The sequence below is a fragment of the Sphingomonas xinjiangensis genome (assembly GCF_014199255.1).
Classification (GTDB): Bacteria; Pseudomonadota; Alphaproteobacteria; order Sphingomonadales; family Sphingomonadaceae; genus Sphingomonas; species Sphingomonas xinjiangensis.
This window is the reverse complement of the sequence record NZ_JACIJF010000032.1, coordinates 1-21,718: the sequence shown is the minus strand read 5'-3', so window position 1 is coordinate 21,718 and position 21,718 is coordinate 1. Positions and strand designations below refer to the sequence as shown.

The following is a 21,718-nucleotide window of genomic DNA, read 5'->3' as shown; positions in this document are numbered from 1 at the left end:
GATCGTCTTCCGCTACAAGGCCGGATAGGAGCTGGGCCGCACCGAACGACGGCTATTGGCGGCTCGTTTGCGGGCCGCCAATGACCAAAACTGGGCGGAAGCCGACCGGCAGCTCCGCGCCCGCAAGGACTCAGAAGCGGTCATTTAGCCCGCCCTTCCCGCTCCCCGACTTCAGACGTTCATTCATCAAGGCCCGCGCGGCAGCTCGGCGCCAAACTCTGCCATTGCAGCCTGCTTTAGCGCTTCCAAAGAGCTGCCCTCCGTTCATCTTCGGGGCGCGCCAATCGTTAGGTCGCTTGGAGCGCCTTTTCTGGCCCGATCCATCTTATGGGGTCGCTGCCGGTAGCTAAAGACCGAGACTGCCTCCACGGTGGTGGCACTTGTGCGCACCAGCACGCTGCGAGCGCCAGAGTGTAGAGTCTAGACGCAGCGCGAGGCGCAGCTCACACGAACGAGCAAAACCTTTGACTTAGGGGAAAGCCGCAACCTTCGGGCCGGCCTGCCGCGGCAGCCTATAAGGAGAGAATTGGTAAGCTCGAGATTGACAACGGAATGAGCGGCTTCGCTAAACGGCGTAATCAGATCCTGCTGACTTTGGGCGTGTTCATGCTGTTGCTGTGCGCGGCCTCTGGCATGTGGCTAGGGGTTCAGAAGTACCGCGCGGATGGGTGGGTGCGCCACACCTACGAGGTAAGCTATCGCCTATCCCGGCTACGCATCGCCATGCTTCGCGCCGAGGTGTATCGCCGGGGGTACCTCCTCTCTGATGGGGCGATCACCTGGGAACGAGCCAGTAACTCGAGCGCGAACGTCACTGATGCTCTCCACGCAGTTTCGACACTGGTGCAAGATAATCCGCAGCAGGCAGGACGTGTCGGGCTGTTGAACGTGTTGATGCGTGGGCGCCTGGCCGAAATCCAGGAAAGCATCTCGCTCAAGCTGGCAGCGAAGGACAAAGCGGCAAGAGCGGTGCTGACCAGCGCCGAAAGCCGTAAGACGATGTTACGTTGGGTTGCTCTTGTTGAAGAGGCGGAGCGGGTCGAGCAGGGACATCTTGCCGCGCGGCTTGCGCGCGCAACGGCATTTCAGAAACCTGTTCAGGTCGCCTTTGGGGCAAGCGCGCTGCTGGTCATGCTGCTCTCTGCCCTCGTATTTCGGGAGCGCAGAGAAAGGCTGTTGGCACTGCGGGCGGCAAACGATCAGCTGATGGTCGATGTGGCCGCGCGAGAAGCGGCGGAGACGCAGTTGGCGCTGCTCGCGGAGAACGCGACTGATGCGGTGCTGCGCATCGACCTTGAAGGCAACTGCATCTATGCCTCCCCCTCTGCACGGCATGTGCTGGGGATCGAACCTGCGAACCTCGTAGGTAAACAGATTGGCATGTCGGTACATGCCGAAGATTTCGACAGAATGATGGAGTTTCGCGAGCTGCTCATGTCGCAGCAGGTCGAACGTGGCGTAGTCACCGTCAGGATCCTCCCGACGGGCCGGCCGAACGAGAACACCTGGATCGAGGCCAATTGCGCCCTCGTGCGCAAACCTGGTTCCGGCGCTCCGGTCGAGATAATCGCCTCATTGCGCGACGTTTCTGAACGCAAGGCAATGGAATTGGAATTGAGCTCTGCGCGAGAACGCGCAGAAGCGGCAGTGGCAGCCAAGTCCAGCTTCCTGGCCAACATGAGCCATGAGATCCGTACACCAATGAACGGAGTTCTGGGTTTTGCCGACCTGTTGCTTCGCGGCGATTTGAATCCCGAGCAGCAGGCCCAAGTGCAGTTGATCGTGGACTCGGGCAAAGCGATGATGCGCCTGCTCAATGATATTCTCGACATTTCGAAAATTGAGGCCGGCCAGATGCAAATTGCCTCAGAGCGGGTCGATTTGCGTCATGCTCTGCGGAATTGCCTGCAACTGATCCAACCTGCCGTATCGCAGAAGGGTTTAGCGCTGGACTTCGACATCGCGCCGGAGCTGCCTCCTTTTGTACTTATTGATGGACTACGTCTACGTCAGATTGTTCTAAACCTGCTTGGCAACGCAGTGAAGTTCACCGAGCGCGGCAGCGTTACCTTCCGCGCTCGTTGTGCGAACCCACTTACTCTCGAATTCGCCATATCTGACACCGGAATTGGCATTGCTCCCGAGCGACTTTCAGCCATCTTCGAGCAGTTTGTTCAGGCTGAGGCGTCCACCTCCCAGCGATTTGGCGGCACCGGGTTGGGTCTTGCGATCAGCAACCGACTGGCGGGGCTAATGGGGGGCATGTTGTCCGTTGAAAGTACCGTCGGCAGCGGCACCACCTTCACGCTGCGTCTGCCGCTTACCGCGGCCGAAGCACCTGCCGGTCAAGCATCGGCGGGCAACCCGCAGACCGTTGCACCTCGGCAACTTAAGGTGCTCTTAGCCGAGGATCATGATGTTAATCAGGCCCTGATGGAGGCGATGCTAACACAGCTTGGACATCAGTTCCTCACGGTCGCAGATGGTGCGCAAGCCGTCGAAGCCGTCGTAGATGCCGGTAAGCGGGGCGAGCGGTTCGATTTGATCCTCATGGACATGCAAATGCCGGTGATGGATGGCATCCAAGCGACCCACGCGATACGTACAGCGGGCGAAACGCTGCCGATCTTGGCGCTGACTGCGAATGCCTACGCGGACGATGTCGCCGCGTGCCTGGACGCAGGAATGCAGGCGCACTTGGCGAAGCCCATTCAGATGGCTCAGCTTGCGGGCAGCATCGCTCGGTGGGCACCAGTGCTCGGAGAAAAGGGAGCCGCTGGTGTCTTGGCTCAGGCACCCGGCGCTTTGATGATCGCACCCGCCCTGCAGGAGCGGTATCGCTCGCGCAAGCTGGAACTGCTGGCATGTGCGAACAGGATCGGCAGGCTAAGCAGCTTCAAGGATGAAGAAGTCTCCGAACTGCGGGCGCTGCTGCACAAGCTTGCTGGGTCCGCAGGCATGTTTCAGGAGGCAAAACTAGGTGCACGTGCAGCCGAACTTGAGGACGCCTTAGAAGCAGCGCCACGCCTAGAACGCGCCGCGCTGGTACGCGAAGTCACTGAGGCGCTCCTTGAAGCGGCCTGAGCCAGCGCGGGGGTCGCGCCACTTGACCTAATCTGTCGCTAGCATCCCTCAGCTCCGATTTGTGCGACCAGTCGACCAGTGAGTTCGCGGGCCGCGTGCTGTCAGTGCGAGCGCTCGGGGCCCGCTGTGCGCCAAAATCTGCCATAAGAGGGTGCTTGAGCGCCTCAAAAGCCGTAGATTAATATTCGAGAACCCCGCCAAAGAGCTTCTTTGGCTGTCGAGCGTAATCACCGGAGCGACGCTCACCGGGAGCGAGACACGTAAGCACGTCACGGCTTCTCCGCCGGCTGCTTCGGATCTCTCGCCGGCAGTCGCACTCGCAAGACCTAACTGTCGCAGCTCCGGTTGGAGTGAAGCATTCCCGCACTCCCTCCGCTAAGTTCCAGACGTCCTACGGGAAACCCGCACGGATCAATGAGCTGCGCACGCTCACGGAGTACGCACGCTCGAGGGGCGTTCGAATGATCCTCGACAACCACACCTACCAGTGGAAGTCCGTTCAGGAGCAGGTTTCGTTCTGGACGACCTTCGCGCGCAACTTCCCCGATGATGGCTCGATCGTTCTTGACCTGGTCAATGAGCCAGGCGGTTTCAACGATCCCGTCCTCACGAACGATTGGATGCAGTGGATCCGCGACGCGAAGCTGGTGATATCTGGGTTGCCGAAGAACGGCGTCAATCACCCAATGGCTATTCAGTACCCGCAGTGGTCCGCTGCGTTCCGCTTTGATAAGGCTGAGCCAATCTCCGGGATTGTGATAGCGCTGGTTGCGCTATCGATTGTGAAACGAACGGGCCACTTGATCCGCTCAATCGCACCTACATCAATGCTCACCGGTACTGGGACAAGGGATCCAGCGGCACCAACAAGATCTGTGAAACGATCTGGGGGCTAACAGCGGCTTGGACACCTTCGCAGCGCAGCTGCGCAAGCGCGGACTGAAGGGGTACGTCACTGAGGCGGCGTTTGGATCCAGCTACGGGGTCGATACGACCTGCACGGGCATTGGGCAGAACGCCATTGCTGATGTTAAGGCAAACAGCGACGTCCTTCTTGGCATCACCTGGTGGGGCGGTGGGCGAATTTGGCCTGAAAGCTATCACTTCAAGATCGAGCCAGCGAAAGCCACTCGCTTCACCGCGGCTATACCGGCCTACACACAACAGCTTCTGGGACAGTGATGAGATAGTCGCTCTGCAGACGGCGCCGAACGAGCCGCAAAGGCATGCCTTTCGTATCGTGCATCTGTTTGGATCGCAGCGCTCGCCGCATCGCGATAAGCCATTCCACCGTGGAAGAACTGAGGTCGATTCAAACCAGATCTAAATGGGTGCGATTGCTTATGGTCCCACGCGGCGGACTGGCCCGCGTGGATGCCATGCACCCCCGCGTTGAGCATGGGTGAATGAGAAGCATGCTAGGTACCGCGAGGTGACATGAACACAAACGCATATGAGATCGTCGCTTCGTTCTTTGCGCGCGCACGCCACCCCATCGTAGCCAAGGGGGAAGACCATCGTTTTGTCTTCGCCAACGATCGTGCATGCAGCATGATCGGATGCAGCATTCAGGATCTACTCGGCAAAACAGACCATGACTTCCTCCCGCGCGTAGAAGCCGACGCAATTTGGGCCGTCGATGAGCATGTCCTCCGCAGCGGGGAGGAACGCCTGTTCGAAGAGGAAATCACGGCTCCCGACGGAAGTCGCCGCACCCTCGTCACGCAGAAGCGGCGGGTCCCCGTGCCATTTTGCGAGACACCTACCTTCATGGTCCTCGCAGTGATCGAAGATGTTACCGAGCTTCGGAGCGCAGAGCATATTCTAAGAGCAAGCGAGGAACATCATCGTTCCCTCATCGAGCTCCACCCGCAGACGCCATGGATTGCAGATGCTGCCGGGAGAGTTGTTGAAGTTGGCCCAGGATGGGAGCAACTTTCCGGTGGGTCAGTGGATGACGCGTGCGGAACGGGCTGGATGAACGTCGTTCATCCCGATGATCTTCCTCATGTCGTCAACAGCTGGAACTTGGCAGTTCAAACGGGCGCCCCCCTTGACGTCGAGTACCGTATACGAGCGCCCAACGGGGTTGATCGTTGGTACCGGAGCAGAGCCGCTGCACGTGTTTCACCTTCGGGGTCGATCATCAGGTGGTATGGCCTTTTGGAAGATGTTCACGACCGCCACACCGCTCTCCAGGCGCTGGTCGCGAGCGAAGCTCACTTGCGCGAGCACAAGGAAAAGCTCGAGAGGCTTGTCGACGCACGAACGGCCGAGGTTCAGCAGAAGAACGTGGAATTGGCTCGCCTGCTTCAGCAAGAGCGAGACACAAACGCGACGCAGCGGCGGTTCGTGGCGATGGTGTCCCACGAGTTCCGCACGCCCCTAACGATCATCGACGCGGCAGCACAGCGCCTCGGAAGGCTGAGGGAAGCGCCCTCTCCTGAATATCTCGCTGGGAAGGCCCTGCAGATCAGAGGAAGTGTAGCTCGCATGGTCGAGCTAATGGAGAGCATACTGGCCGCTGGCAGGCTAGAGACCGGCGTCATTGAGCTTTCCAAAAAGCCTTCTTCTATAGTTGAGTTGGTTCAAGCGGCGGTCATGCGCCGTCAGGAGTTGAGTCCTCTTCATCGTATTCACATCGAATGGGGAGAGATCCCATCGATTTATGATCTCGACCCGTCAGCGATGGAGAGGGTTTTCTCAAACCTGCTCTCAAATGCGGTGAAGTACGCGCCTCAGTCGCCCGATATTTATGTACGCGGATGGTGCGACGAAGACACTGTGCACGTCAGTGTACAGGATACTGGCGTTGGCATGGGCGAAGATGATGTACCACGCCTCTTCGAGCCGTACTTCCGTGCACAGAGCGCTACAGGGATCGCAGGTACAGGCATTGGCCTGAACATCGTCCGCGAGATTGTGGAGCTCCACGACGGCACTATCGGCGTTGTGAGTGAAATTGGTAAGGGTTCAACCTTTACCATCAGCCTTCCGTATAGAAGTCAATCAAGCCAACCCAAAGAGGCAACGTAGGAGCAATACATGATCAAGATCCTCTGCATCGATGACGAAGTTGAAATCCGTAACCTCCTGGTGGAGGAGTTGCAGGACGCCGGCTTCGGCACAATTGAGGCCTCGAACGGCGAGGAAGGGATCCAGCAGCTCCTCGCCCACTGGCCAGACATCGTGATCTGTGACGTATCAATGCCCGTTATGGACGGGCACGGCTTTCTCGCTGAGCTTCAGCTGAATCACCCGGAGTTTGCCAACACACCAGTGATAATGCTCACCGCTATGACGGACAGAGAGAACACGCTTTCGGGACTCGCGTCGGGAGCTGATGACTACCTCACGAAGCCCGTAGATCTCGATATTCTGATGGCAAAGATTAGCGGGTGCGTGATGCGCCTGCAAAGCAGTCACCGCTCCCGACGTTCATGATTGCGGGCGTAATGACCACAGGCGATGAACGCCAAAAGCAGTTGCGGTCGCAGTAGCTGCTGTGGCGCAATCGCGCTCGGATCCTATGCGCCTCTACAGGTTTGTGGCGCTCCGGAGGCGGGAGGTAGGAAGCAGCGGTCGAGTAGCGGCCGTCTGAGATGCAGCAGCTGAGCGCCAGTAGCTGTCGTTCCGAGCCCCTCCTCTCCTTCCCAAAACCTGACGTTTGTTCAGCGTGAACATGCAGACTTGACGTCAAACGTCGCGGAGGACGAGCGAGCGGCTGTCGCAGCACGTGCGGCGGCGGCAAACACTTAAATTGAGCAGGCTCGTGTCACCTTGAGAGTAAGACGGGAGGTGTAAAAGCAAGTCGTATCATGAAAAGGAGCTACGATTGTGTTGAGGCCGCATCATCTAAACGCAGCGGGATTTGCCGGAAGATTGGTGAGCCAAACAAAGATGACAATGTGACACAGCAAGCCGAGTAACGCTGGTAAGGCAGCTTTAGCTAAGTCGTCGAGCTCACGAGTGCGGGCGGCCTTTGAGGCCAGAACGATGCCGATCACTAAGGTCAAAGGAGTGACGATCATGGCAAACACGCCCGCACTTCTTTCGACAGTTCCAATCGGTGAACCGGGAAAGGCCAGCAGAATCCCAAGCGTCGTTGCGAATAGCGAGTGCAGCAGCGTCAACGTACATATCAAAATCAACATCAACGCACATATGCGCGTCGGAAACGGGACCATTCTCATCTACTCCGAATTGTGCTCAGGAGCGGCTCGCACCAAAGCTAATGGTGCGCTCTCAGAGTCGGAAGTAGGCAACGTGGCCGCGGCAGCTAGGCGCCACGAGCTGCCGTTTCAAGGCCCCTTCCCTGCTTCCCGTTAGCTGATGGGGTGGACGCCCCCCGACGGCATCTATGTGCCGAAGTGGAGGTGTTGATCACCACTTGAGGGAGGCGTCCGTGTTGGAAGTTAGCACAGTCGGTCTGGATATCGCCAAAAGTGTTTTTCATGCGCATGGGGCTGACGAGCGCGGTGCGACGGTGTTCAGTCGCAAGCTGACGCGGGGCAAGCTGCTCGAGTTCTTTGCGGGGCAGCCACGATGCGTGGTGGCGCTGGAGGCATGTGGCGGCGCGCATCACTGGGCGCGCGAGTTGCAGGCGATGGGTCACGAAGTGCGGCTGATCCCGCCGGCGTACGTGAAGCCGTTTGTAAAGCGGCACAAGAATGACGCGATAGACGCGGAGGCGATCTGCGAGGCAGCGCAGCGGCCCGGCATGCGCTTCGTGGCGGTGAAGTGTGAAGAGCAGCAGGCGGCAGGGCTGGTGTTCCGCACGCGCGACCTGGTTGTGCGGCAGCGGACTCAGCTCATCAATGCGATCCGCGGTCACCTGACGGAATATGGCTGGGTGGCACCGCGCGGCACCGCGCACATGACCTTGCTCGCGGATATGCTCGACGACGAGGAGATGGCGTCGACCTTGCCTGCGGCGGCACTGCCGATGTTCAGGCTCATGGTCGACCTGCTGGCCGAGCTCGACAAGCGCGTTGCCACGCTCGATCGCGAGATCGCACGACGTGCAAAGGAGGACGAGGCGGCGAGGCGGCTGATGACTATTCCCGGCATCGGCCCGATCGCCGCTACGGCAATCCTCGCGCTCGCTCCGCCCGTTGAGACCTTCCGCAAGAGCCGCGACTTTGCCGCCTGGCTCGGGCTTGCGCCACGACAGCACTCGACCGGCGGCAAGCAGCGGCTGGGCAGCATCTCAAAGATGGGAGAGCGCACGATAAGGCGGCTGCTCATCATCGGCGGCAGCTCGGTGGTGCGGCAGGCATGTCGCCACGGCGCGCCAGCAGGCTCCTGGCTGGAGCGGATGCTCGCACGCAAACCTCGCATGCTCGTCTCGGTGGCGCTCGCCAACAAGATGGCGCGCATGGTCTGGGCGTTGCTCACGAGGGAAGAGGATTACAGGGCTCCGGCAGTGGCAGCGGCATAAAGCCGCGGCGGCAGCCAGAGGCGTCGGGGACGTAGGCGGATCGAAGGAGGGTATGGCACAACAGTCAGCGAGACGGGGCCGGAAGAACCAGTGAATGGCAGAGCGCTACCCAAGCGCGATTAGCTGAAATGGATCCGGCCCGCGAACTCCCATACTGGCCCGCAGCTATGGCGCTGCTCATCGAGGCCGGACAGATGACAGCATCCGACTACGTGCCAACATACCCGAATTTACCGCTTGCATCCGAAGGGGCGTCCACAGATGCCATCCGTTCACATTAGCGTCGTGGTCGAAATAGGTGGGCGGAAGCGATCACCACCGATTGCATGCGAACTCACATTTCTCAAATGCGATCGTTAGCTCAGGTCTTGCAGTCAGCAGCTTCAGGCCCAAGCGCCCATTAACCTAGTGCTCAGTTGAACGGCTCGCGGCGGCAAGGATAATCATCGTATCTGCGGAAGTCTTTCCTAAGCCACCCTCGCGCGCTTACGGTGTTGGCTTTGCTAGGGCAGCTGCAAAGGCAGCGTTGTCGAGGAATGCGGTGACAGCCACGATTCGTCGGTTACGTACTGTCATGATCCAGAGGTAGGTGTTCCGGTACTGCGATCCATCCTTGAACGGTGCAGAGCCGTCCCAGTGAACCAATACCTCATCACCATCGGCCCAAATCCTTCGCACCGTTGGCTTGAGCGGCTTACTCAGCCGAGCGCGCAGCGGGCTAGCGGCCGCGTCGAGCAGCGCTTGACGGCTGTGGTAGGTCTGCGCAACCGCCGGGTCGAAGCCCGTGATATGCCAGACGACATCGTCCGCAAGCAGGCTGAACACGTCACCCGTGCCTGCCGACCAGCGGCCAAATGCGTCGGCGATTAGCGTGCGATTGCTCGCCTCTTTCGCCGTGTCCGCAGGTCTCGCATCCTGCGCTACTCCTGTCGCTGACGCAAGAAAGGCAAGTAGGGCAGCCGGGAGCAAAGCAATCCTAAAATGTTTCGCCATGTTCTCTCGCTTTCGGGTGCATGGTTTCAACGTCAATCAAGTTCCGCTTCTACGAAAAGGATCGCACCGCGGCAGGACGGCGCGAAGGTGTGAACAGTTTTTGCAAGTGAGACAGTTCACCTGAGAACTGCTCGTACTCAGAGAGGATGGTACTGATGTTACAACGAGAGCATTCAACGTGATGCCGCATTTGGCGACCTGGCGGTATCATGACCTTAAAGCTCGCGCCCCTTGAGACCGTCTATTGACCAGGGCGAGGAGCCATAAAACGTAATCAGGAGGGCAATGCAGCCGAGGGGTATGGGATATTCAATCCCTCTGTCGATCCAAGGATACGTTGGTCCCAGTGCTACACAGATTGTCAGCATCTGGATCGCAAGCATGGGGCCAAATACTCTTGTGGCGAAGCCAATGGCTACCGCCAGCCCTCCAAACGTCTCCAGCATCGCGACGAAAACGGCCAACTCTGCCGCGAATGGCAGGCCAAGCTGTGCTCGATCAGGTTGGTTGATCCTTGGAGTGGGTTAGCCATCGATCCGTGCGCACGACCGGTGAGCTTCGGTATGCCATGCGTCACGATGGTAAGACCGAAAGCGGCTCGCAGGATCACGTAAGTCATTGCCCTGCCTCGCGCGTAAAAGCCCTCAAGCGCCGGAAACAGCAATACAGGTGAAGAGCGTGGAGGCCTGCGGGTGGGCGGGAGTGTGAGTTTAGACATCTTCAAGCCACCGTTCTATGAGGGAAGGAGAAGCCGCCATTGCTCGCTCCGGCTTGCAACATTGGCAGGCTGTTTGTCGGACTGCCGGTGAGAGCAAGTATTGCGTTCGCGATGGCTGGTGCAATGGGCGGTACACCGGGCTCCCCCATTCCCGTCGGCCGATTAGTCGAGGGCAGTATGTAGGTCTCAATAGATGGCATCTCGTTCATGCGGATGACGGGATAGCTGTCGAAGTTGGTCTCCTGCACGACGCCATCCTTTATCGTCACGGCACCAAAAAGAGCGGCAGAGAGACCAAAGCCAATGCCCCCTTCCATTTGTGCAGCGATCTGGTCGGGTGAGATGGCGATGCCGCAGTCAACGACGGCGACGACCCGACGGACTATTGGTCTGCCCTCATCGATGCGGACCTCGGCGATCTGGCCAACAACCGTGCCGAAACATTCATGGATGGCCAGGCCGCGTGCCCAGCCAGCCTCTAGACCCGTGCCCCAACCCGCCCTGCGGCAGAGTTCATGGAGCACCGCAAGATGCCGCTTGGCGCCTGCACGGCGATACAAGGCTCTGCGATACCCCGCGGGGTCCCGACCTACCCGCCGGGCGAGCTGGTCGACTATGTGCTCCATCACCATGGCGTTGTGCGAGTGACCGACCGAACGCCAGAAAGCGACCGGCACCGAAAAGGTAGGAGAGTAGATCTTGCCGTCGATGACCTTGGCAGCGGCGAGATAGGGGGATTCTGCGACGCCTTCGACCGCCTGGGCATTAGGCCCTAGCGGCAGCAGCGGCTGCGAAACGGTGCGGTGCCGCCAGCGTGCCGGGAAGCCGTCTTTGCCGAGTTCGACCAGCACTCGGTGATGGCTCATCGGTCGGAAGAACCCGGACGACATCTCGTCCTCACGTGTCCAGATCAGCTTGATCGGGCGTCTCGGCATTCTCTTTGCGATCCGCACACACTCGACCAGATAGTCGGCGCCCATGATGCCGCGTCTGCCGAAAGAGCCACCGGCCGGTATCACGTCGACGTCAACGCGGCCGGGAACGGTGAGCGCAACGCGGGCCGCTTGCACCTGATCGACCGTAGCAAGGTGTGATCCGGAGATGATCTTCACATCCCAGCCATCAACTCGGGCGACGCAATCGAGCGTCTCCATCGGCGCGTGAGCGAGGTAGGGGAAATCGAAGCTGAACTCGACCGCGTCCGCCGAGAACGCCGCTTCCGGATCCTCTCCCTTGCTGTGAAAGTCGCTCGGCTCGACGTCGGTACGACCTGCGGCGACGTCGTGGAAGTAGCGGACGAGGTCGGCAGTGGAGCGCTTCTCCGCCTCGCTGTTATCCCATTCAATGGTCAGGGCATTCCGGCCTCGGCGGGCAGCGAACGTGTTCTTCGCCACCACAGCTACCCCGGTCTCGATCGCGAACACGTCGACAACGCCCCTCACGCTACGCGCCGCAACTGCATCGAACCGCGCAAGACGGCCGCCGAAGCGGGGGCTGTGGGCGACCATCGCGACGAGCAAATCAGGCAGCTGCACGTCCTGCGTGTAGATCTGCGCGCCGATGCTCTTGGGCAGGCTGTCCTTGCGCCGCACACGGTCGGTCCCGATCAGTCGATAGTCCTTGGCCTCCTTGAGCACCGGAGTTTGAGGGGTCGCTTGGCGCCCTGCATCCGCGAGAAGTTCCGAGAATGTTGCTGAGCGTCCAGATGGGCCGTGGGAGACCACGCCGTCGCGCACGTCGATCAAGCGCCTGGGCACACTCCATCTCATCGCCGCCGCCGCGACGAACATAGCACGTGCCGCGGCGCCGGCATTGCGCATCGGATTCCAGTTGCTTGCAACTGATCTCGAGCCCGCCGTGATTTGAGGGCCGTAGGCACGGAAGTTCGCGCGAGCGCTGACGACCCGAACCCGATCCCAATCCGCATCCAGCTCCTCAGCGATCATCGCAGCCAAGCCAGCGTGGATCCCCTGCCCGAGTTCTTGCTGTTTGTTTACGACCGTCACCCAGCCGTCCGGACTGATCCGGATGAAGGAACCAAAGGCGCTTTCCTCTGGCTCAGGGCCTCCGCCGGACAAAAGCGCGCCCGCGGCCTGCATCGGGTGAGTGGCGGTGTAGCCAATGACGAGGGCGCCACCTGCCAGCGTCCCGCCAAGGATCATCTTGCGACGGGTCATCTGAAATCGGCGTTTTGATGCCGGGGCGTCGGTCACGAGCAATCTCCTGCTCTGCAGGGGGTCAGGCGGGACATTTAGCACCCGTGTCCAACCACGCGCTGATGAGGGAGCCGAACTCTGCCTGAGAGCCAGGAGCGGGCTCTCGGTTGCCGCCGGGGTGCCAAGCCCAGCCAACCAGTTCGTCCTCTGTCATATGGTGAAGGAGCTGGGCCCGGCTCATGTGCGATCGGCTCGGGTCGAGGATCTGTCGGCAGATTTCACCGAGCGTCTCACCCTGCCAGGCCATCTCGATCGGAGCGAGCTTCCACTTCGGGCTGCCGGGAACCCCAGACGCCTCGAAGTTCACGTCGCGATGGCAGGTTGCACACCGCAAGGTCGGCGCACCCGCATTGTCTGGACCGCGGGTGACCCATGGCATATGGGGCCGCATGGCCGATGTCTGGGTCGGGCGGTCGCTGCGCGGATGGCAATTCATGCAGCGCGGATGCTCGATCACTCGTCCCGCCTCTTGGAACAGCGCGAGGGATCGCGTCTTCGGATCCTCGATCGACGCGAACGATGATGCCCGCCGCAAAGCCGAGGCGCGCGGTTGTGCCTGCGCAGCGAGCAGCGACTGTGATGTTGGCATGCTCTGAGGACGGAAGATCATGGCAAGGCCGAGTACGACCATTGCGATAAGCGACGCCAGGATGGAGAAGCACCCGAAGCGTCGACGCTCGCCTTGCGCACGTCGCCACCTCATGACTGGGTGGACCTCACCTGTCCTGCAGCATCATGGATGGCGGCGCGGATCCGGTTGTAGGTGCCGCAGCGGCAGATGTTTCCGCTCATCGCTAAGTCGATTTCTGCGTCACTTGGCGCAGGAGTGGCGCGTAGAAGCGCCACCGCGCTCATGATCTGCCCTGATTGACAGAAGCCGCACTGCGGCACATCCCGAGTCACCCAGGCATTTCGGATTGCGTTAGCTTCTGCCCCGTCGCACCCTTCGATCGTGACGATCTGCGCAGCGGAAGCGGCCTCGAGCGGAAACGAGCAGGAGCGTACCGGCTGGCCATCGATATGCACTGTGCAGGCACCGCATTGCGCGACACCACAGCCATATTTCGTCCCCGTCAGCTTCAGTGCATCACGCAGCACCCAAAGTAGCGGCGTCTGGCCGTCCTCATCGACATGATGCGTCTTACCGTTGACCCAAAGGGAATACGCCATGAGCTAGGCCACCACAGTGTTGATCATAGCCCGAGGATAGGCTTCGCAAGAGGTGCGGCGAACGCCGGATCCAACGAATAATGTGCCTAATCCTGCAAGGTTATCAGGTCAGCCGGCTGTGATCAGGTGCAGAGCCATGCCGGCAACAAAGGGCATTGCGCCAAGCACCGCAATGATCGCTATCCGCACTCGCATGTAGCTGCGTACGTCGGCACGCAAGAACAACTCTCGTGCGAAGCTAAAATCCTCGGCGACGGTCAGCATCAATCCCGCGACGGCAGCGTAGATCGGCAGATACCACAAAGGCGCTCCCAAATGGCCTAGCCTGAACGGCAGAGCGCCAATTACGATCAGGTTGCCGACACACCGCAACACGATCTCAATCATCATGGTACGATAGGACCCAACGCAGACCGACTTATCCTTCATTGTACGCTCCCAATCCGTCGAAGCCGGTAGACGGACGCAGGGGGGAAGTTTCGCAGCGCCGAGCCCACCTTCTCGGCGGAGAGGTTGAGCCGATCCAAAACGTCATCGGGAACCGAACAGCGGGCCCCATATGTGAAGAGATAGAAGGATGCCGCCGGTGCAAGCACGGCGAAGCTCCCTCGGATGATATCCTCCACTTGCGACGAGGTCATGTTGCGAAGACCGAGCCCGCATACGACCGCGCCGAACTGCTGCGTAGCCAGCAGTGTGCCTTGGTGAAGGTGAGCCGCATCGGCGTTGAGGATTGTCGATGCTGGAAAGCGGCTCTTCAACAGTCCGACGAAGGCCGGGCTCTGTTCGACGAGTGTAAGATCGCGCTCGGCCACTCCTCTCCGAGTAAGAGCCCGCGTGAAGACGCCGGTGCCGGGGCCAAGCTCGAGAACCGCTCCCGAAGATCCATCGATCTCGCGGGTGATCAGCAACGCCAAGGCTTGCCCCGACGGGGCGATCGCGGCGGTATCAAGCGGCCGGCGCAACCACTCGAGCATGAACTTCGCTCCGTCGGACCAGAAGCGGATCTTTGATTCCCCGCCGGTTGCTGTCCTTACCTTGCGTAGAAGTGTGGCGCGGAGTGAGTTCACTCCAGTGTGGGTTGGTATAGCGCTTGCCAAGGGTCCCGGGCCTGGCGCCCTTTGGGCTGAACAAACCCGGCTCAATAGCGGCAATATCGAGTTCCGACGTGGAGGCATGATTTGGTTCCGCAGACAAGTGGCGTCGAGGTGCAGCAGGCTGCCGCAACACGTCTCCGTCGTATTGTTGGGCGTGTCCTGATCCCGTTCGCACGAAAGCACAGACGACAGCGATGACTGGGGTGTTCAACCAGCTACACGGTTGAAGATGACTGTACGACCAAGCATGGGGGATCCCACATAGCCGCGCAACTCCATCTTGCCGTTCTCAAGTTCGACATGCGCGGAATAGGTTCGCCCAGAGGAGCCATCATAAAGACTGCCACCCTCCCACCGACGGCTGCCGGGGTTCCACTTCAGACCCTTCACCACCATAACGTTCTGAAGCGACCGGGCTCGAAGCGCTGGGTCTGGATTGTGAACGTCTCGCGTAAAGCTCCTGCCGTCCGCCTCCATAACCCGGCGTCCGTAGAGCCTACGACCTGAGTAGCTACCTCCAGCATCGAACATCTCGATCTTCAGACTTCCGTCCTGCGCGTGCCAGACCCCAACGAGCGGTGACGCTGCAGCTACTTGGGCTGAGGCCGCCGAAATGCCTGTCCCGCTCGACGCGAGCGCACCCAGGAGCAGCGGCGCCATGACCGTTTTCAACATTGTCGTTTCCTCGAAGAAATTGGAACGCAGACAAGCGATCATGCCGCCGCGAGTGAAGAGACCTCCTCAAGATGAGGCTTGCGTCGGTCGAGCGAAGGTGACGCGAAACGCACGCCAGTCATGGCTTCGGACACCTCCCACAGCCGTGCCGCGACGGCTTTGTTTAATGCCTGCGGTGGTACTTTTGCCGCAGTCGGGAAGCCACGCGTCTCGGCCAGACGATCAGGACCATAGTAGCCGCCGGCCGCAGCATCTGGCGAGGTCGCAGCATACAGCGTCGGAAGTGCGCCTTGTGCCGCAGGCTGAAAGAGGAACGGCAGGATGGTACGTGCAACTCCATGTGCACTCCAGCGTCCGGGACCGTTGTGCAGCAGATCGGTTCGCGCGATGCCGGGGTGCGATGCGATACTCGTAATTCCCCAATCGCCGGCGTCGCTGCGTCGCTGCAATTCGAAGGTAAACATCAGACAGGCCAGCTTCGACTGGCTGTATACCGACATAGGGGTGTAACTTTTCTCGGCGTTCAGATCGTTGAAGTCGATGGCACCGGCCGGAGCCGCGACGCTCGCCAACGAGATGACGCGGGGATCGCTGCCCGCACGCAGGAGAGGCAGCAGATGTGCCGTGAGCGCGAAGTGACCGAGATAGTTGGTGCCGAACTGCAGCTCGAAGCCGTTCGCCGTCGTTTTGCGTTGCGGCGGGATCATTACTCCTGCGTTGTTGATCAGGATGTCGACACTCTTACGCTGCTTCGCCAGGCGATCTGCGAAGTCGCGGATCGAGCTGAGTTCTGCAAGGTCGAGCTGTGCAAATCCGATCTTTGCGCCAGCTACGTCGCGCCGAATGCGGTCTATGGCGATAGCGCCTTTGCGAGGGTCACGCCCCGCCAGAATGACCTCACAACCGGCGCAAGCCAGTGCGCGGGCATCCTCATAGCCGAGACCACTAGTGCCAGTGACAACGGCCAAGCGATCTTTTTGCGACGGAATGTCGGAAGCGGTCCAGCGGGTCATGGAACTTGCCTTTCAAGAAGCCGGTGTCGGCGACCGCTCACAAGTTACTGTGATCCAGCTCTTCCTCCATGCCGGATGCCACACAAGACTTGCCCAATCCTGGGTCGAACGCCTGGAACCGGATCAGACATGCGTTTGATCGCGCTGCTCCGTCCTACCTCGCCCCGCGAGCCACCAGCGCCTTGTAGTTCATCACGTCTTGCTTTGGCGCGACGCCAAAGTTTCGGGAATATTCCCGGCTAAATTGTGAAGCGCTTTCATAGCCGACCTGATAGGCAGCCTCCGACACGTTGGCAGCATTAGCGACCATCAGCCGCCGCGCTTCGAGCAGCCGCAACTGCTTCTGATATTGCACTGGCGTCATCGATGTCATGGCCCGGAAGTGCTGGTGGAACGATGACAGGCTCATTCGGGCAACCTCCGCCAGCTGCTCGACGCGCAGCGTCTGAGCGAAGTTGTCCCGAAGATAGTAGATGGCATTCGCGACGCGGTCCGTATGGGAGTCCGGCAAGGTCAGCTTGGCGATCTCGGCCCCATAGGGGCCTGTCAGCAGCCAGTAGCAGATTTCGCGCATCACAGATGAATAGAGGATTTGGGCCGCGTCAGGCGTCATCGCCATTCTGGTAAGGCGCAGGACGCACTCGGTCAGCGGTACGTCGACTTGACCGACAAACACGCAGGGCCCCGAGGCTGGAGCTGGTCGCGGCGGATTTGCCAGCTGCTGCATGACCTCCTTCAGCATCGCCACATCAAAGTCTATGCTCATACCCAGATAAGGGTTTTCAGGGCTGGCCCCTATCATCCGGCCGCTTGCTGGGAGCTCGACGCTGACGACTAGGCATTCCATCTCCTTGTAGATCAAGGTCGTTTCGCCGAACAGAATCTGCTTGGCACCCTTGAGAACGACGCAGAGCGATGGCCGATAGATCCTGCGCATTTGCGGGATCTCCTGATAGCAGCGCATGATGTGAACGCCGGTCATTGGTGTTTGAAAGTGCCCCTGACCTCCGCCCCTGGACCTCAGGAACTCCTGCGCGGCGTCGAAAAGCGCCGGTGGAGTGCGACCTTCTCCGCTGCTTTGCAGCCCTGGCGAGGGGCTATTCATAGCTATTGAACTGCGCTCGTCTGCAGAAAAAGGCAAGATTTTCGCGGTATCGGGCATTCGGTCCATGGAACTGCTCCTGTAGCCTGACGGTGTCAGATCAAGGTCAAGCGGTTTAGTTATGACAGACCAACACATTCGGTCAAGATCCCACGCTCCACAGGTCACAATTGGTCAGAGCAACCCCGTCGAGCTTTTAAGTGGATTGCAGGCAGCCTCCATGTATCTAGCGCCAGTTCTTCTTTATCTAATCTTCAACGCAGCCAATTACCTTAGCGACGCTTCGGCCAGTCGTACTGATCAGCTGATTATTGCGCGCTGAATAGGTAGCGAGGTGCCGGCGCCACCAACACAGCTTGAGATCGGGTCTGTAGGGCGGCCCCCTCCCTTACCTGCCGATCCGAACGGCGCCGTCCTCCCCCTATCCCCGGGGCGGCGTCCGGTCACCGGAGGCACTGGGTTCCCCGCCTCGTGGCTCCGGTGACCGCCACCATTCCGAACAAAGGACCCTCCGATGCGCTTCATCCTTCCCTTCGTCGGCATCTGCACTGCGTGCCTGCCTTCGGCCATCGTGGCGCAGGAAGCCGCGCCCAGTGGCGTACCTCATGGCCAGGTTGCCATTGGCGCAGGCGTCGCGCCAGAATATGATGGCTCGAGCGACGTTCGCGCCATCCCCTTCGTGCTCGCGGACATCCGCTGGCAAGGCATCAATTTCGAGTTTCGCGGTCTGCGGGCGCGGGCGGACCTGGTTTCTGATCCGCGTTTCGCGATCGGACCTGTGATCGGCGCACGGCTTGATCGAAGCGGCGTCGACGGACCCGTCGGCCTCCTTCCCGAGATCGACGCCGCCATCGAGGCAGGTGCCTTCATCGGCTATCGCTTCGGCGGCGATCGGCTTGGGCAAGGTTCGCTTCTACTGGATCTGACTGCCGTACACGACGTGTCGAACACGCATAAAGGGCTTCTTGCGACCGCTAGTGCCAGCTACGCAGCGGTTCGCAAGCCGAACACCTTCGTCACGGTGGACGTGCAGACGACCTGGGCAAACGCCGACTATACGCGCACTTACTTCGGTGTCCCGGCGGGCGAGGCGGTCCGAAGCGGTCTTGACGCCTATCGGCCAGGATCAGGCATTCGCGATGTGGGAGCAGGCCTCAGCGCGGGCTACTACTTCGATCGCCATTTCGGCGTGATCGCTCGGGCGGGCGCCACCTACCTCGTCGGCGACATCGCTGACAGTCCCGTCACCGAACTAGGCAGCCGATGGCAGCCACTTGGCGGCGTCACGCTTTCCTACCGCTTCTGAGGTGAGATAATGCGCCAATCACCCGTCAATTCATCGCTGCTCACTACACAGGCTGAGCGTTCCGCGGTCACCGTCCCTCAAAAGAACGGCTTCGACCTGACATCTCTAGTCGCAGCGGCGATCGAGATCGGTCGGATGCCGGGGGAACCTGCGGCCGTTCTTCCCGCACGGCAGCGCCCCCTCCTTCTCGGCTATCTTTTTGGCAGGAAAACTCATAGACCGCTCGCTGATCCGCGGCTCGAGGTGATCCGCGCCATCAGCGCGTCATTGACGCGTGGCATCGACACAATCCGCGCAGATCTCATCACGGCTGCTGCGAAGGTCGGATGGAGCCGGAACGATCTGTCATTGATGTTTCCAGCCGTCTCGCTGCGAGTTGCGTCATGATCGGTAGCGACCCGCTTGGCGAGGCGATGCTAATCATCGCTCCACTCGGACTGGCGGGCATCTTCGTGGTGACGCTTGTTGAGCGGATGGTGCCGCTGCTGCCATCCCAAGGGATCTTCGCGGCAATTGGCGTTGCCGCTGCAGATGGCTTGTGGTGCCTTCCCACTGCCATAGCAGCCTCCATCGTTGGTGGTGGCACCGGGGCTTTCGCGGCGTACAGCTTCGGCGTCAGCATCGCCGGCCGGAAGACTGGAGGCGGTCGTATGCAGCGTCTTCTTCACCGCCGCGATCGGCTCGGGCGATATCTTCGGAAAACCGCCGGAGCAGCACCTCGCTTCCTTTCATTGCGCAGCTTCTTCCGGGAGCGCGGCTCCTCGCTTCCTTTCATTGCGCAGCTTCTTCCGGGAGCGCGGCTCCTCGCTCCGATGGTTGCGGGCACCATGCTTCATGATCGACGCAGGCTTACCATCTCGGTTCTTGCAGGTCTCTCCGTTTGGAACATGACCTTCATGTCGCTCGGCTACGTAATGGTGCGCCTGACAGGGTCGTCAAACGCGACGTTGATCACGTTCGGCTTCGGCTTCCTTGTTGGAGCAGTGCTTTTGTCGAGGTCATTGGCGGCACGTTCACGCGACTTGTTACGGTTTGTCGCAAGTCATCATCGGCTGCTCTCTCGCCAGCATTTCGCACCTGCTAACTGGAGCTTCAAGCGATGATAGAAGATGCCGTGATCGTGATAACTGGCGCCAGCAGCGGCATGGGCGAGGCCGCTGCGCGCTACCTTGCTGCCAGGGGCGCCAAGGTCGTCCACGGGGCTAGAAACGAAGGCAAGCTTCGCACCATCGTCGACGAGATAAGCATGGCCGGCGGAGACGCCACCTGCCTAAAGATCGACGTCGTGAGCCTCCAAGAAAATCAAAACTTGGCCGCCCACGCTGTCGACACCTTCGGCCGCCTTGACGTCTTTGTTGCAAACGCTGGATCGATGCCGATCGGCCCCATGGATGAATTGAGATTCGATGATCGGGGCGCGATGGTCGACGTGAACATCAAGGGCGTACTCTGGGGCATCGCCGCGGCCCTGCCGATCTTCCGCGGGCAGAAGGCGGGGCACTTCATCGCCGTCGCTTCAACCGCGGCAAGGAAGATCGTGCCGAACATGGCAGTGTATGCCGGGACCAAGGCTGCTGTCGTCGCGATCTGCGAGGGGCTTCGCCAGGAGACTGCGGGTGAGCTACGCGTCACGACGCTGCTACCCGGATACACCGCAACAAGCCTCGCGGATCATATCCGCGACGGTAGGCTTCGCGAGCAGATCGCCGCTGGAGGCTCCTTTGCAATGTCGCCCGACGTGATCGCGGCCGCGATCGCTTACGCGATAGAACAGCCGTCCGAAGTAAATGTCGCGGAACTGGTCGTCAGACCCACTGCTCAGGCCTGACCGTTGACACACTTGAGATGCGATCGAGCTCCTCCTCTTCCAGGCTTGGCGAGAATAGCTGCCGCGTACCAGAAGACCCAAAATCAGGTTCCGTTCGATTGAGGAACCATCTCCGACCGCTGTGTGCGACCGCGGTTCTGGCGGCGATCGCCTACACGGCAGCACGGCCCAGATCGGCGGCCCCTGCGTTTCGCGGCGGACTGCGGCTCGGAGCGAAGATTGGCCGTCAATGCCCAACCGTATACTCGTGAAGCGCTGCTATCTGCAGTTCGCGCTGCATCAACCCGCCAGGCTGTACTTACAGTGGAGCGGGACGAAAAGACGTTGGATCGAGCGATAAAAGGTGGGAACACTGCGGTATCCAAAGCTTGCTCGAATGGCCGGCGCTCCTGAAGGTCTTGCGGCGCTGATCAAGCCCCGATAACAGCAACATAACGTTGCTGCGCGCACTACCGGCTATGGTGGCGCTTAGAGCAGACCGGGCCTCAAGGTGAGGGCGGCGAATAGTCGGTCAATGAAGTCTTGAGCACCCCCAGCCGGTGCCGGACATAGCCTCCGAGGAAAACGTAAGCGAGTAAGAGAGGGACTCCGATCGCGATCCACACCCAAAGGTGTTGGCCTTGCTCCGAGGTCCAGAGCCAGATGAACGCGGCGCCGCTGGTCAACAGCTCGACGAGACCTATGATCGCTCTCGCCAGCAAACGCCGCGGGGCGGCTTCAGGGGGCTTGAACTGGTGCTTGTTTCGGCTCATCGATCGACCCTTAGGGTAAGGTGCCAGCGAAACCCTCCGGTTGTGGGCATCTGCTCTATACGCGGGGGGAGTTGAGCACCTGTACCAAGGTCAGCCTTAACTGTTGAACTACAAACCTCTAGCGCATGCCCGCCAAGCGGGTGCGCCATACGGCAAGGGGTCTTAGGACCCCGTCCGCCGCCCGGCAGCTAGGCGCCAGCAGCTGCCGTTTAGGGCTGCCCGCGCGCTTCCCAAAAGCTGCCGTAGGTCGTCTAATCGCGTCGGTTGCAAGGGGCATCTGAGATACGTTGCCGGGAGCATGGTCGTCTTCGCGGTCAGCATGTG

22 protein-coding genes are annotated in these 21,718 nt (G+C 60.3%); 10 read left to right on the top strand and 12 right to left on the bottom strand.

Annotated elements, in window-relative coordinates; translation table 11 throughout:
- Positions 1-552 precede the first annotated feature (552 nt).
- From FHT02_RS20315 to FHT02_RS20295, 5 genes are all read left to right on the top strand, one after another.
- The gene (locus FHT02_RS20315) at positions 553-3,084 is read left to right on the top strand and encodes an ATP-binding protein (protein ID WP_184091879.1); all 2,532 of its coding nucleotides are present in this window, start codon (positions 553-555) and stop codon (positions 3,082-3,084) included.
- Positions 3,085-3,434: 350 nt separating this feature from the next.
- A complete protein-coding gene (locus tag FHT02_RS20310; protein WP_184091877.1) occupies positions 3,435-3,980 on the top strand; it encodes a cellulase family glycosylhydrolase in 546 nt (181 codons plus the stop codon).
- A gap of 7 nt (positions 3,981-3,987) precedes the next feature.
- Positions 3,988-4,266, top strand: a complete 279-nt coding sequence (locus tag FHT02_RS20305) for a hypothetical protein (protein WP_184091875.1) — start codon at positions 3,988-3,990, stop codon at positions 4,264-4,266.
- A 255-nt stretch (positions 4,267-4,521) separates the two neighbouring features.
- On the top strand, positions 4,522-6,120 hold the full coding sequence (locus tag FHT02_RS20300) for a sensor histidine kinase (protein ID WP_184091873.1): 1,599 nt from the start codon (positions 4,522-4,524) through the stop codon (positions 6,118-6,120).
- Between the two features lie 9 nt (positions 6,121-6,129).
- Positions 6,130-6,528 (top strand): response regulator transcription factor, encoded by a 399-nt coding sequence (locus FHT02_RS20295; RefSeq protein WP_184091871.1) that lies wholly within the window; start codon positions 6,130-6,132, stop codon positions 6,526-6,528.
- A gap of 407 nt (positions 6,529-6,935) precedes the next feature.
- Here FHT02_RS20295 and FHT02_RS20290 read toward each other — a convergent pair whose 3' ends face one another.
- Positions 6,936-7,238 (bottom strand): hypothetical protein, encoded by a 303-nt coding sequence (locus FHT02_RS20290; protein WP_184091869.1) that lies wholly within the window; start codon positions 7,236-7,238, stop codon positions 6,936-6,938.
- 251 nt (positions 7,239-7,489) lie between these two features.
- On the opposite strand from FHT02_RS20290, the gene FHT02_RS20285 reads away from it, so the two are divergent.
- Positions 7,490-8,524: an IS110 family RNA-guided transposase gene (locus FHT02_RS20285; RefSeq protein ID WP_184091867.1), complete on the top strand. Its 1,035-nt coding sequence runs from the start codon at positions 7,490-7,492 to the stop codon at positions 8,522-8,524.
- A gap of 486 nt (positions 8,525-9,010) precedes the next feature.
- On the opposite strand, the gene FHT02_RS20280 is transcribed toward FHT02_RS20285, so the two are convergent.
- From FHT02_RS20280 to FHT02_RS20235, 10 genes are all read right to left on the bottom strand, one after another.
- Entirely contained in the window at positions 9,011-9,517 is a 507-nt protein-coding gene (locus FHT02_RS20280; RefSeq protein ID WP_184091865.1) for a nuclear transport factor 2 family protein, read from the bottom strand.
- Positions 9,518-9,732: 215 nt separating this feature from the next.
- On the bottom strand, positions 9,733-9,999 hold the full coding sequence (locus tag FHT02_RS22330; RefSeq protein WP_425506469.1) for a DoxX family protein: 267 nt from the start codon (positions 9,997-9,999) through the stop codon (positions 9,733-9,735).
- 238 nt (positions 10,000-10,237) lie between these two features.
- Positions 10,238-12,448, bottom strand: a complete 2,211-nt coding sequence (locus FHT02_RS20270) for a xanthine dehydrogenase family protein molybdopterin-binding subunit (RefSeq protein ID WP_343057022.1) — start codon at positions 12,446-12,448, stop codon at positions 10,238-10,240.
- 25 nt (positions 12,449-12,473) lie between these two features.
- Complete coding sequence (locus FHT02_RS20265; protein ID WP_184091863.1) at positions 12,474-13,082, bottom strand: Isoquinoline 1-oxidoreductase subunit; 609 nt, start codon at positions 13,080-13,082, stop codon at positions 12,474-12,476.
- Between the two features lie 68 nt (positions 13,083-13,150).
- On the bottom strand, positions 13,151-13,621 hold the full coding sequence (locus tag FHT02_RS20260) for a (2Fe-2S)-binding protein (RefSeq protein WP_184091861.1): 471 nt from the start codon (positions 13,619-13,621) through the stop codon (positions 13,151-13,153).
- Between the two features lie 108 nt (positions 13,622-13,729).
- The gene (locus FHT02_RS20255) at positions 13,730-14,011 is read right to left on the bottom strand and encodes a hypothetical protein (RefSeq protein ID WP_184091859.1); all 282 of its coding nucleotides are present in this window, start codon (positions 14,009-14,011) and stop codon (positions 13,730-13,732) included.
- 35 nt (positions 14,012-14,046) lie between these two features.
- Entirely contained in the window at positions 14,047-14,598 is a 552-nt protein-coding gene (locus FHT02_RS20250) for a class I SAM-dependent methyltransferase (protein WP_184091857.1), read from the bottom strand.
- A gap of 327 nt (positions 14,599-14,925) precedes the next feature.
- Positions 14,926-15,435 (bottom strand): DUF2147 domain-containing protein, encoded by a 510-nt coding sequence (locus FHT02_RS20245; protein ID WP_246352597.1) that lies wholly within the window; start codon positions 15,433-15,435, stop codon positions 14,926-14,928.
- Positions 15,432-16,406, bottom strand: a complete 975-nt coding sequence (locus FHT02_RS20240; protein ID WP_184091855.1) for an SDR family oxidoreductase — start codon at positions 16,404-16,406, stop codon at positions 15,432-15,434. Before FHT02_RS20240 ends, FHT02_RS20245 begins: the two co-directional genes overlap by 4 nt.
- Before the next feature lie 154 nt (positions 16,407-16,560).
- Complete coding sequence (locus FHT02_RS20235; protein ID WP_246352596.1) at positions 16,561-17,577, bottom strand: AraC family transcriptional regulator; 1,017 nt, start codon at positions 17,575-17,577, stop codon at positions 16,561-16,563.
- Positions 17,578-18,022: 445 nt separating this feature from the next.
- On the opposite strand from FHT02_RS20235, the gene FHT02_RS20230 reads away from it, so the two are divergent.
- Genes FHT02_RS20230 through FHT02_RS20215 form a run of 4 tightly spaced genes read left to right on the top strand, consistent with a single transcriptional unit; the run spans position 18,023 to position 20,642 of the window.
- Positions 18,023-18,814: a MipA/OmpV family protein gene (locus FHT02_RS20230; RefSeq protein ID WP_184091853.1), complete on the top strand. Its 792-nt coding sequence runs from the start codon at positions 18,023-18,025 to the stop codon at positions 18,812-18,814.
- A gap of 9 nt (positions 18,815-18,823) precedes the next feature.
- Positions 18,824-19,201: a hypothetical protein gene (locus FHT02_RS20225; protein WP_184091851.1), complete on the top strand. Its 378-nt coding sequence runs from the start codon at positions 18,824-18,826 to the stop codon at positions 19,199-19,201.
- A complete protein-coding gene (locus FHT02_RS20220; RefSeq protein ID WP_184091849.1) occupies positions 19,198-19,917 on the top strand; it encodes a DedA family protein in 720 nt (239 codons plus the stop codon). Before FHT02_RS20225 ends, FHT02_RS20220 begins: the two co-directional genes overlap by 4 nt.
- Positions 19,914-20,642, top strand: a complete 729-nt coding sequence (locus FHT02_RS20215; RefSeq protein ID WP_184091847.1) for an SDR family oxidoreductase — start codon at positions 19,914-19,916, stop codon at positions 20,640-20,642. The genes FHT02_RS20220 and FHT02_RS20215 overlap by 4 nt, the downstream gene beginning before the upstream one ends.
- Before the next feature lie 485 nt (positions 20,643-21,127).
- Here the strand turns inward: FHT02_RS20215 and FHT02_RS20210 are convergent, their stop codons facing one another.
- A complete protein-coding gene (locus tag FHT02_RS20210; RefSeq protein ID WP_184091845.1) occupies positions 21,128-21,394 on the bottom strand; it encodes a hypothetical protein in 267 nt (88 codons plus the stop codon).
- Positions 21,395-21,718: the final 324 nt, after the last annotated feature.